Here is an 11610-nt window from a genome sequence, read left to right as displayed (position 1 = left end):
GGACGGACGGCAACCTCCATCCGCGCCTTAGACCGCGAGGCGATGGTGGACGAGCTTGCGAGACTGCTGGGTGGCGCGGAGATCACCGAGACCGTTCGGCAGAATGCGGAGGAGATGAAGAAGCTGGCAAAGAAGCGGAAGCTGGAGGTGTGATTATAAATTAAATATAAGATTCGGATTCAGAAAAATGTCGCGTAAGGCGGCATTTTTTTGATCCCCAGATACCAATTAGGTCGAAGTTTGACCGTTTGCGTCGAAGTGGTTTTGGAATAGATGCATATATGATAAAGTTAAAATAGAAAGTATTGGGGATAAAAATAGCAAATTTGAGTTTTTGTTTCATAGGACGCAATTTTTTATGAAACAAGACCAGTGCATTTGTCCGATGACGAGCGTACCGAAGAAGCAGATAAGGTTTCGTCCCGTATCGCAGAAATTCTTTCTGAAACAGCGTTTTCATTTTCGCCAAACGAGTATATCTCTATCCACCGTAAACTCTTTCAGGGTATTTATAAACACGCCGGAAAGATTAGAGATTACAACATCACAAAGAAAGAATGGATGCTTGATGGGGCAACTGTTATGTAAGGACGCTTGGGTTCTCTGCAACCAATGATATTTTTGCAGAAAACGCCTGGTATTTCAGAAATGCACTTGTGCGTGCAAACTATACGAACCTGCAAAAAGGCATTCACGAAACAACAGAGTATTTGGAAGCAAAACTTCTTTCTAATTTGCTAAAGACAGACATTATTGAACCAGTATCCGGTCATGGAAAAGGAAAATATAAATTCAAGAAGTAGTTTAGATATTGTAGAATTTCCACTCATCGAGTGGAAATTTTGCTTAATATGATAGAGATATTTTCCAGAAATCCGGATTTCATTATATTGGAAGATGATGCAGTTCTCACATCGCTTCTGATAGATGATGAAATATCTAGTTTGTCGGCAATTCTTTTAAATGAAGCGTATTATGAGTTGCTAAAAACCGGACAAAAGATGGTTGATGGCATTCCGGTATTAAGTCCGACTTGCCTGATACCATTTAAGGCGAAAGCGTGGCTGGATTTAAAAGAACGCAAGCTAAATGGAGAGCAGGTTGACAGCAAAAATATAAAGAAACATAAAAACGATGTGTTCCGATTAGCACTGTTAATCACAGCCAATGGCTACACACTCAGCGCAAGAAGTATTGAGAATTTGCTGGCAGTCGGCTATAATGAGATCGAGAACATATGCGTGCAGAGGGGCGATGAATAGTCATCGACTGTGTGCATAAATATGATTAATTTTGGGGGTTTTATGGAGGCTGAAAGCAAAACGAGGATGACAGAGGGAAGTATCTCTAAGAAGATTATTTTATTTGCCATACCATTGTTTCTGGGGAATCTGTTTCAGCAGCTGTATAATACAGCGGATTCCCTGATTGTAGGTAATTATCTTGGCAGCAATGCACTGGCAGCAGTCAGTTCGTCGGGAAACCTGATTTTCCTGATGGTAGGTTTTATTAACGGTATTGCCATGGGAGCCGGTGTAGTAATTGCCAGGTATTATGGGGCGAAAAACAAGGATTATCTCCAGAGAGCGATTCATACAACCACAGCCTTCGGTCTGGTGGCCGGAATCACACTGACGGCTGCGGGAATGTATCTGGCACCGAAGATTCTGGTACTGATGGGAACACCGGCAGATGTACTTCCGGAATCGATTGTATATTTTCAAACCTATTTTGCAGGTTCTCTGGGTGTAGTCATGTACAATATTTTCGTGGGAATCCTGCAGTCGGTGGGGGACGGTCGTCATCCGCTGATTTATCTGATTATTTCCTCCTGTGTGAATGTGGTGCTGGATATCTTCTTTATCGCAGGACTTGGCATGGGAGTGGGATCGGCAGCCCTGGCAACGGCTATATCCCAGTTTGTCAGCGCGATTCTCTGTATGGTGCATCTGATGCGGGTGAAGGAAGATTACCGGCTGGAGCTTAGGAAGATTCGTTTTGACAGACATATGCTGAGGCAGATTATTCAGAATGGTGTACCTTCCGGTTTCCAGAACTCAGTCATTGCCATAGCCAACGTGTTTGTACAGTCCAACATCAATGCATTCGGTAAAATGGCCATGGCAGGCTGCGGAGCTTATTCTAAGGTAGAAGGTTTTGCCTTCCTGCCGGTGACCTGCTTTACTATGGCGATAACTACCTTTGTGGGACAGAATCTTGGGGCAAAGCAGTATGACAGAGCAAAGAAAGGTGCGAAGTTCGGTATCCTCTGCTCCATCTCCATTGCAGAACTGATTGGTATCACCATATATACGGCGGCACCGGTGCTGATTGCAGCATTCAACCGTGATCCGGATGTGATACATTATGGGGTGATGCAGGCCAGAACCATTGCGTTGTTTTATTGTTTATTGGCATTTACTCACTGTATCGCGGCTGTACTCCGGGGTTCCGGCAATGCTGCCGTGCCTATGATCGTTCTGCTCTGTGTATGGTGTCTGTTCCGTGTCAGCTACATCACACTGGCAGTGCGTCTGATTCCGGATATCCGGGTCATATTCTGGGCATACCCACTGACCTGGAGCATCAGCTCCGTGATTTTCCTGTTTTTGTTTTTAAGGGGAAATTGGGTGCATGGATTTGAGAAGAGGCCGAAGAAGGGATAGGTTTTTATTATATCATATGTGAAATGGTTGTTTTGAGTGGTGGACAGCTGCTTACCGGAAATGATGCAGCTGTCAAAAAAATTTCTCGCAGAATCAAGTACAAAAGGATTTCGAGACCACATGAAAGTGACAGGGAGGTAACCAGATTAATGAATTATGCAGAATGTTTAGAACTGGCAAGAGGAAAAATGGGAAATTACTGCAAGGCCTGTCCGGAATGCAACGGAAGAGCCTGCAAGAATCAGATGCCGGGTCCGGGAGCCAAAGGAATCGGAGATACGGCGATTCGGAATTATGACAAATGGAAGGAAATCCGTGTCCAGATGGATACACTGGTGGAGAAACGTCCCATCGATACCTCTCTTTCGTTGTTTGGAAAGAATTTTCAGTATCCGTTTTTTGCAGGTCCGGTGGGAGCCGTGAATATGCATTACGGCGATTCACTGAATGATGTTTCTTACAATGATATATTAGTTTCTTCCTGTGCAGAGTTTGGAATTGCTGCTTTTACAGGAGACGGAATGGACAGCAATGTGATGGTGGCTGCCACGGAAGCCATCAAAAAGGCAGGGGGACTGGGAATTCCTACAGTGAAGCCATGGAATGTGGAGATGATTCGTGAAAAGATGGCGCTTGTCAAGGATGCAGGTGCTTTCGCGGCTGCCATGGATATCGATGCGGCTGGCCTTCCGTTTTTGAAAAATTTCAATCCGCCGGCCGGAAGTAAATCAGTGGAGGAGCTTCGTGAGATCGTGGAGGCAGCAGGAGTCCCTTTTATTGTAAAGGGTATTATGACGGTAAAAGGCGCTTTGAAGGCTAAAGAGGCCGGTGCGGCAGCCATCGTGGTATCTAATCATGGAGGAAGAGTCCTGGATCAGTGCCCGGCAACGGCAGAGGTTCTGGAAGAAATAGCAACTGCAGTGGACGGTTCCATGAAAATCTTCGTGGATGGCGGAATCCGTTCCGGCACCGATGTATTTAAAGCATTGGCACTGGGGGCAGATGCGGTTATCATAGCCAGACCTTTCGTCACAGCTGTATATGGCGGAGGTCGAGAAGGAGTTGAAGCATATATCCAGAAGATCGGAAGTGAGCTTGCAGATACCATGGCTATGTGCGGCGTATCTTCCATTTCTGAAATTACCCGTGACTGTGTGAGAGTGTAAAAAAGTAAACTATCAAATATAGCAAAAATTAGTAGAAAGGATGAGTGATATGCGTTTTAATCGTGTATTTGTAATCGTACTGGATTCCCTTGGAATCGGTCCCATGGCGGATTCAGCCAGATTTGATGATGCCGGTGCGGATACGCTGGGGCACATCTCAGAAACAGTGGAACATCTGGATATTCCGAATCTGCAGAGATTGGGACTTGCCAATCTCAAGGCCCTTAAGCAGGTTAAGCCGGCAGAACATCCGGAAGGATATTTCATGGCAATGAATGAGGCAAGCAATGGTAAGGATACCATGACCGGTCATTGGGAGATGATGGGCATCCGGACGGATAAGCCATTTATCACATTTACAGAACATGGCTTTCCCAAGGAACTGATTGACGAACTGGAAAAGCGCTGCGGCAGAAAGATAATCGGCAATAAGGCAGCCAGCGGAACGGAGATTCTGGAGGAGCTGGGTGAACAGGAAGTGAATGAAGGAAAGCTGATTGTCTATACATCAGCGGATTCTGTGCTTCAGATCTGTGGCAATGAGGAAACCATGGGACTTGAGACCTTGTATCATTACTGTGAGATTGCCAGAGAACTGACTATGCGGGATGAGTGGAGAGTTGGCCGTGTTATCGCAAGACCCTATGTGGGCAAAAAGCGCGGCGAATTCAAGCGGACAAGTAACCGCCATGATTATGCTTTGAAACCTACCGGACCGACGGCGCTGAATGCACTGAAGGATGCCGGATATGATGTGATTTCCGTTGGAAAGATTAACGATATCTTTGTGGGAGAAGGGATAACAGAAAGCAATCATTCCGACAGCAGTGTACATGGCATGCAGCAGACCATCGATATCGCAAAGCGGGATTTCAAGGGACTTTGCTTTACCAATCTGGTAGATTTTGATGCGTTATGGGGACATCGCAGAAATCCGGTGGGATACGGGGAAGAGATCGAAAAATTTGATAAAAAGCTGGGAGAGCTTCTGCCGCTACTCCGTGAGGACGATCTGCTGATTCTGACGGCGGATCATGGAAATGATCCAACCTACAAGGGAACGGATCATACGAGAGAGCAGGTCCCGTTTATTGCGTATTCACCATCGGATACGGAAAGTGGGAAGCTTGATACCAGTGACACCTTTGCCGTTATCGGCGCGACCATTGCGGATAATTTCGGTGTCAGAATGCCGGAGGGGACCATCGGAACTTCTATTCTGGATCAGATAAAATAAATGACATTGGACTTGAAGTTAAAAACAGAAAGGCGGCGATTATATGGTTGATTATACAGAAGGAACGGGAAAACAGTACCACACAGGAATCGGCCCGGAGGATATCGGCGGATATGTCATCATGCCGGGGGACCCCAAGCGATGCAAGAAGATAGCAGAACATTTTGAGAATCCGGTGTTAGTTGCGGATAATCGTGAATATACCACATATACGGGAACCATCGATGGGGTAAAAGTCAGTGTGACGTCAACCGGCATCGGTGGTCCGTCAGCGGCTATCGCTATCGAGGAGTTATCCAAGTGCGGAGCCCATACTTTTCTGCGTGTGGGCACCTGTGGCGGTATGCAGGAGGATGTACTGGGCGGAGATATCGTAGTTGCAAGCGGAGCTATCCGCATGGAAGGAACCAGCAGAGAGTACGCTCCCATTGAGTACCCGGCTGTTCCCCATGTGGATGTTATGAATGCCATGATCCGTGCAGCGAAGAATCTGAAGTTCCGCTGTCATGCGGGCGTTGTACAGTCGAAGGATTCCTTCTTTGGTCAGCATGAGCCGGAGGTGATGCCGGTCAGCTACGAGCTTGAAAATAAGTGGCAGGCGTGGCTTCGGATGGGATGCCTGGCATCGGAGATGGAGTCAGCAGCACTGTTTATCGCAGGCAGCTTCCTTCGGGTGCGTGTAGGTGCCTGCTTCCTGGTTCTGGCTAATCAGGAGCGGGCGAAAAAAGGCCTGTCCAATGAACAGGCCCATGATACAGAGGCAGCAATCCGGACAGCGGTGGAAGCCATCCGTATCTTGATTCAGGAGGATGCGAAGAATGAATAATGAGAGGATAGAAACACTCATCGAGGAAGCATTCGCAGCACGGAAAATGGCCTATACACCCTATTCTCATTTTCAGGTGGGGGCGGCTCTGCTGACTGAAAAAGGCGGGATTTACCGTGGCTGCAATATTGAAAATGCGGCCTATACACCGACAAACTGCGCGGAACGCACTGCCTTTTTTAAGGCAGTCAGTGAGGGTGAACGCAGCTTCACAGCGATTGCAGTTGTGGGAGGCCCGGAAGGAGCTTCGGAATTTGACTGGTGTGCGCCCTGTGGCGTGTGTCGTCAGGTGATGAAGGAATTCTGCCAGGATGATAGATTTCAGATCATTCTGGCACGTTCCGTGAAGGAATATAAGGTCTATACACTGGCGGAGCTTCTGCCAATGGGATTCGGACCGGATAATTTGCAGTAGGAATGCCGATTGCCTCATAAAGCTGGTATGCAGGTGTCAAAGACCCGCGCACTGTAATCTTACAGTTTCATTAATATAACTTAATATATTGGAACACCTTTTGACATTGCAAAAAAAACAGGGTACACTGTATGACAGGCGGGGATGGATTCACCATTTCCGCCTGTATTCAGAAGAAAAAGCGGACGCAGGTCCGATGAAAAATAGAAAAAGTGTGGGGAGTTTGGACGGATGGCTCAGAAAGAGTGGAAACGGGAAGAAATGAAACAGAATCAGGGAAGAACAGAGCAGAACCAGAGAAAAAAGGTTCAGAAAAAGACAGGGTATAGGGCAGTGCTGGCGGCTTCGGTGTTTTTGATTGCTGCTTCGGCAGCCCTGTCAGCGTGCAAAAAATCACCGGCGGCTGAGACAACAGCGCAGACACAGGCGGCAGAGGAAACGGAGGGCGCGGTCAGCACGGCGCTCGGAGCGGCGGATCGGGTGCTGGAGGAGAATGGCATGCTGTACCTCAAATACCGCACGGAGATCCGTTCCCTTTCGAAGGAGACAGGCGAGATGAAGACGCTCTGCCAGTTTGACACAGGAGATGAAAACAGCACCTTCTGGGTCTACGGAGGCGGGCTGTATTTTGACCGGATACAGGCGGAGAGTGGCAGCACACAGGGCACGGAGCTTTATGGGCTGTACCGGCTGGATTTGGAGAGCGGTGTGGAAGAGCATTTAGCGGATCTGACGGATCAGCCGTCAGTGCTCTATGCGTCAAAGAACCGCCTGTATGTCAAGGGTTACAACATGAATGTCATTTATACGCTCGATGAGAATGGCAAAACAGCGGGAGAGCTGTCACCGTCAGACACGATCTACGGGGAGATTCCGGCAGGCTGCAGCGAGCTGTTTAATGGGATTCTTCCATATTATACGGAACAGTTTGGGTATATGCCGGTGCAGAATGAAACCTGCCTGGTGATTGCGGATGCGGACGGCAGCCATCCGAGGGAGATTTCGGATATTACGAATACATCGTCGGTGCTGTTTGCGAAGGACGCATTCTTTGCCCTGCTTCGGGATGGCAATGGAAATACGCAGTGTTACCGCTATGAGGTCTCCGACCCGGAGAAACGGACGCTTTTATATGAGACGGCGGAAAATATCAGCCTGGTGCAGTATCAGGACGGATATTTGTATCTGATGGAAAATCAGGCATCCCAGACCAGCACGGGAGAGTTTTTGTTTAAGCGGATTGCGGCGGATGCGGAGGCAGATGCAGCGGCAAATGCCGCCGAGGCGCAGAATGCGCTTTTTACGGTCGAGGAAGAGCCGGGCATGACGAATGATTTTTCTATGTATGGTAATTTTTATGTGACGGGAAATCAGGCATACTGCCAGCAGTTTAAGGATTACGGCGTTTATCTGGGCGAAAAAACGCTGGATGATGCGGCAGGCGGGGAAGCGACGCTGTTAGAGCCGGTTCTGTTCCAGTCTCCGATCCGGGAGCTGGGGCATGTCGAGGCGCAGTCGGAGACGTTAAAGAGTGCGGATGGAAGCCGGGAGCTGGGAAGTGTGTACGCAGAGCGGCTGGTATTTGACGGCGAGGGCGATGCGGTCGAGGCGATGAACCAGACGATGCAGGAGCTGCAGGCATCGGTTCTGTCGGCGGCGCGGACGGATTCCATGAATCTGGACACGGAGATGAGCATAGATACGGCGGAATCGGACGGATCGGAGGAAGAGACACTTCCGCAGGAGGCGGATGCAGCGCAGCCGGTCTATTCGATGGCGCTTACGATCGACGGAGATGACGCGATTACGTATCTGGATGATCATTATGTCTGCGTCCGTGCGGATGGATATGAATATACGGGCGGCGCACACGGAACGCCGTTCCGCCAGTATTTTGTCTTTGACCGGGAAACGGGGGCACGCCTGTCTTTGAGCGATGTGGTTGAGAATCCGGTGGAGGAGCTGCAGGCGAAGGTTGGTGCGGCATTCCGGGAGCTGGCGGAAAAGACAAATTTTGCCTTTGAATCACCGGAGGATCTGGAACATACGGTGGCAGACGGCATCAGCTACGAATCGCCGTTTTATCTGAGCGAGACGGGCGTGGTTTTCTATTATGCGCCGTATGAGATTGCATCGTATGCGGAAGGATTCCCGGAGGTAACAATTCCGTACAGCGAGTTGGAAATGCGGATTGAACTTAGCAAGTAGGAATTTTCTGAACTGCAACAAATGTGGATTGCGCTTAAGTAGAGATCTTGAAGTTGAGAAAAAAATCGCTTATAATACTCCATAGAAAAATAGTGTCGAACGAATCTGAAAGAATGGCACAGGATGAGGAGGAAGCAGCATGAAGACAGTTGTTAAGGAAAATGCGAACGGCGGCAAAGGACAGGTAGTTGTAAAATACATTCTGGATGACAATGAGTTAAATGCAAAATGTAAGATGTTTGCCGAGGTAACGATCGCACCGGGATGTTCCCTGGGCTATCATGAGCACCACGGCGAGAGCGAGACGTATTATATCATCAAGGGACAGGGCGAGTACGATGACAATGGAACGAAACGTCCGGTTACCGTCGGCGATAAGACCTTCACGCCGGATGGCTGGGGTCATGGCATTGCCAATACCGGAGATGAAGATCTGGTCTTTATGGCATTGATCCAGCTGGATTAAGAGCGAAGAACAAAACAGAAAAAGGTAACGGTTCACAGTAACCAAAAAAGGCGCTGGCATGGGAAGTGGTTTGATGTGTCGGCGCTTTTTGCCATATACGTCCGGAAAATGCCTATATGTTTAAGCGGAAAAAATGGAAATCAAAAAAACAGTGGATCAAAGAAAAAGGAGGTGTGCCTGCGTGAAACTATTTCATCTTTCTGATCTGCATATCGGGAAAATGTTAAATGGCTATAGCCTGCGCGAGAGCCAGAAGAATGCGTTTTTGCAGATACTTAAATATGCGGAGGAAGAGAAGCCGGATGCGATTCTGATATGCGGGGATATTTATGATAAATCGGTCCCGGCGGGGGAAGCGTATACGCTTTTTGACTGGTTTCTGACCGAGCTATCCGGGCGCTGTCCGGGGACGGAGATCCTGATCATTGCGGGAAATCACGATTCACCGGAGCGGCTGGCGTATGGCGCATCGTTTCTGGCACGCCACCGGATCCATATCGCGGCGCTGCCGCCGGCAGATCGGACGGAGTATTTAAAGCAGGTCACACTTACAGATGAGTGGGGACCGGTTCATTTTTATCTGGTACCGTTTATCCGTCCGGGTCATGTGCGCCATTTGTTTGACACCAATGGTTATACCGATGCATTCCAGAAACTCCTGGCGCGGGAGACGATCCGGAAGCAGGAGCGCAATGTGGTTCTGGCGCACCAGTTTTTTGTCTGGAACGGTCAGAATCCGGAAACCTGCGATTCGGAGACGGCGGTGCTGACCTCCGGAGGATTGGATGCGATCGATGCGTCGGTGCTGGAACCGTTTGAATATGCGGCATTAGGGCATATCCACGGGGCACAGAAGGTAGGGCAGGAGCGGTTTTGCTATTGTGGGACGCCGTACAAATATTCGATCAGTGAAGAACACCATCAGAAGGGGATCACGGTGGTGGAACTGGGAGAAAAAGGAAGTGAGCCGCAGATCCGCCGTCTGCCGATTCTCTGCCATCCCGATGTAAAGCGCGTGCGGGGGACACTGGAAGAACTCAAGCTGCTTTCAGATACGATGGAAAAGATGCCGGATGGAAGCGGACGCGCGGACGCGTATGTGAGCGTGGTCCTGACGGACGAAAAAGAAATGTACGATTTCCGGGAACGCCTGGAGGAGTTATTTGCGCATATTTTGGAGATCCGGGTGGACAATGAGAGGACGCGGAAACGACTGGAGGAAGAACCGGAGGAAAAAGGGGCGGTGACGCCGTTTCAGGCATTTGCCTCTTTTTATGAGGCGGTGCGCCACTGCCCGATGACAGAGGAACAGGAGACGATTCTGGCGCGCATGGTGGAAGAGGCAGAGGAGGAGGAACGCGTATGAAACCGAAGCTGCTTACAATGTCGGCGTTTGGCTCTTATGGGGGCGTGACGCAGATTGATTTCGAACGGGCGGGGACGGGATTGTTCCTGATCACGGGCGATACGGGGGCAGGCAAAACGACGATCTTTGACGCGATCTCGTTTGCGCTTTACGGGGCGGCGAGTGGCGCCGGGAGAGAGGGCGCGATGCTTCGCAGCCAGTATGCACCGGAGGACGCGGAGACCTGGGTGGAACTGACGTTTGAGGATAAGGGGCAGGATTATACGATCCGCCGCAGTCCGGCATCCCCGCGCCAGTCCGGCATACACGCGCCTCAGCAAGCGGAAAAATAAGGACGGCGCATACACGGCGACGAGTGTGGCGCCGAAAGCGTCTTTGCTTTTGCCGGATGGAAGTGAGATGTCCGGCCGGATCCGTGAGATTGATGAGAAGATCCGGGCGATCGTGGGCGTGGACCGCGATCAGTTTTCGCAGATCACGATGATCGCGCAGGGCGAATACATCCGTCTGCTCCATGCATCCTCCAAAGAAAGAAAAGAGATATTTTCGCGCATTTTCCATACCGGGATCTACGGTAGAATCCAGCAGAAGCTGCGGGAGGCAGATCGGACGCTGTATGGAAGGCTGGAGGATAACAAGACCCGGTGCGAGGAAGTCATCCGGCAGGTGACGGTTCCCAGGACGGAGGAGGCGGTAGCTCCGGAGTGGGAAGAAAGATGGCAGTCTTTGAAAGAGCGGTACCGGACAAATGGAGCGGAACTGCTTGCATTTCTGCATCAGTTGTCGGAGGAAAGCAGGAGGCTCGAGGAAGAGACGGGGAGACTGGAAGAGAATGCAATCCAGAAGCTTGCCGCCGGACAGAACCATCTGGAGCTTGTGAAAAAGGAAAAACGGGTACTGGAAGAAAAGAGCCGTTTGGAAGCATTTGGACGGGAGATGGAGGCTAGGCGCCAGGAAGCTGCCGCAGCCTATGAGAGCCGGAAACCGGAGCTGGAGGATCAGATCCGGCGGATGCAGGATGCGCTTCCGCTCTATGCGGAGCAGGAGAAAAAACGGCAGGCATATGAAACTTTGGAACATCAGCGGACGGCTCTGACCCAAAACCTGAAAAAAATGCAGAATCAGTTGGAAACATGCCGTACACAGGAAGAAATACTTCGAAACCAGGAGCGGGAGGCGGTAGAGGCGCGCGCTGCCCTGGCAGAATGCCGGGGACGGCGGGAGCAGATGGAACGGCACCAGGCGGTTTTGCAGGAGTTA

The 11610-nt window shown here is 49.9% G+C and carries 10 protein-coding genes and 1 pseudogene; all 11 read left to right on the top strand.

Going from position 1 to position 11610, the window contains the following annotated elements; all coding sequences use genetic code 11:
• Window positions 1-851 precede the first annotated feature (851 nt).
• A complete protein-coding gene (locus QVO97_RS08605; RefSeq protein WP_288189445.1) occupies window positions 852-1262 on the top strand; it encodes a hypothetical protein in 411 nt (136 codons plus the stop codon).
• A 42-nt stretch (window positions 1263-1304) separates the two neighbouring features.
• Window positions 1305-2666, top strand: a complete 1362-nt coding sequence (locus QVO97_RS08600) for an MATE family efflux transporter (RefSeq protein ID WP_022359928.1) — start codon at window positions 1305-1307, stop codon at window positions 2664-2666.
• A gap of 149 nt (window positions 2667-2815) precedes the next feature.
• Window positions 2816-3832 (top strand): alpha-hydroxy-acid oxidizing protein, encoded by a 1017-nt coding sequence (locus tag QVO97_RS08595; RefSeq protein ID WP_022359927.1) that lies wholly within the window; start codon window positions 2816-2818, stop codon window positions 3830-3832.
• Window positions 3833-3881: 49 nt separating this feature from the next.
• Window positions 3882-5069, top strand: coding sequence for a phosphopentomutase (locus QVO97_RS08590; protein ID WP_022359926.1), 1188 nt, complete (start codon window positions 3882-3884; stop codon window positions 5067-5069).
• Window positions 5070-5112: 43 nt separating this feature from the next.
• Entirely contained in the window at window positions 5113-5895 is a 783-nt protein-coding gene (gene udp, locus QVO97_RS08585; RefSeq protein ID WP_022359925.1) for a uridine phosphorylase, read from the top strand.
• Window positions 5888-6310, top strand: a complete 423-nt coding sequence (gene cdd, locus QVO97_RS08580) for a cytidine deaminase (RefSeq protein WP_022359924.1) — start codon at window positions 5888-5890, stop codon at window positions 6308-6310. The genes udp and cdd overlap by 8 nt, the downstream gene beginning before the upstream one ends.
• Window positions 6311-6541: 231 nt before the next feature.
• Window positions 6542-8518: an RsiV family protein gene (locus tag QVO97_RS08575; RefSeq protein ID WP_022359923.1), complete on the top strand. Its 1977-nt coding sequence runs from the start codon at window positions 6542-6544 to the stop codon at window positions 8516-8518.
• A gap of 139 nt (window positions 8519-8657) precedes the next feature.
• Entirely contained in the window at window positions 8658-8984 is a 327-nt protein-coding gene (locus QVO97_RS08570; RefSeq protein WP_022359922.1) for a cupin domain-containing protein, read from the top strand.
• 181 nt (window positions 8985-9165) lie between these two features.
• Window positions 9166-10350 carry an exonuclease SbcCD subunit D gene (locus QVO97_RS08565; RefSeq protein ID WP_022359921.1) on the top strand — a complete coding sequence of 395 codons (1185 nt, stop codon included), beginning with the start codon at window positions 9166-9168 and terminating at the stop codon, window positions 10348-10350.
• Window positions 10347-10682 (top strand): AAA family ATPase, encoded by a 336-nt coding sequence (locus QVO97_RS08560; RefSeq protein ID WP_022359920.1) that lies wholly within the window; start codon window positions 10347-10349, stop codon window positions 10680-10682. Before QVO97_RS08565 ends, QVO97_RS08560 begins: the two co-directional genes overlap by 4 nt.
• Before the next feature lie 25 nt (window positions 10683-10707).
• A pseudogene (locus QVO97_RS08555) lies at window positions 10708-11610 on the top strand (hypothetical protein); the annotation flags it as partial.

This window comes from Clostridium sp. CAG:43 (assembly GCF_000434655.1).
GTDB lineage: Bacteria > Bacillota > Clostridia > Lachnospirales > Lachnospiraceae > Otoolea > Otoolea fessa.
This window is presented reverse-complemented; position numbering and strand designations above follow the sequence as displayed.

Bases quoted from the DNA above. Each gene is read 5' to 3' on its own strand.
- QVO97_RS08605 (WP_288189445.1), top strand. From the start codon at position 852: ATGATAGAGATATTTTCCAGAAATCCGGATTTCATTATATTGGAAGAT.
- QVO97_RS08600 (WP_022359928.1), top strand. From the start codon at position 1,305: ATGGAGGCTGAAAGCAAAACGAGGATGACAGAGGGAAGTATCTCTAAG.
- QVO97_RS08595 (WP_022359927.1), top strand. From the start codon at position 2,816: ATGAATTATGCAGAATGTTTAGAACTGGCAAGAGGAAAAATGGGAAAT.
- QVO97_RS08590 (WP_022359926.1), top strand. From the start codon at position 3,882: ATGCGTTTTAATCGTGTATTTGTAATCGTACTGGATTCCCTTGGAATC.
- udp (WP_022359925.1), top strand. From the start codon at position 5,113: ATGGTTGATTATACAGAAGGAACGGGAAAACAGTACCACACAGGAATC.
- cdd (WP_022359924.1), top strand. From the start codon at position 5,888: ATGAATAATGAGAGGATAGAAACACTCATCGAGGAAGCATTCGCAGCA.
- QVO97_RS08575 (WP_022359923.1), top strand. From the start codon at position 6,542: ATGGCTCAGAAAGAGTGGAAACGGGAAGAAATGAAACAGAATCAGGGA.
- QVO97_RS08570 (WP_022359922.1), top strand. From the start codon at position 8,658: ATGAAGACAGTTGTTAAGGAAAATGCGAACGGCGGCAAAGGACAGGTA.
- QVO97_RS08560 (WP_022359920.1), top strand. From the start codon at position 10,347: ATGAAACCGAAGCTGCTTACAATGTCGGCGTTTGGCTCTTATGGGGGC.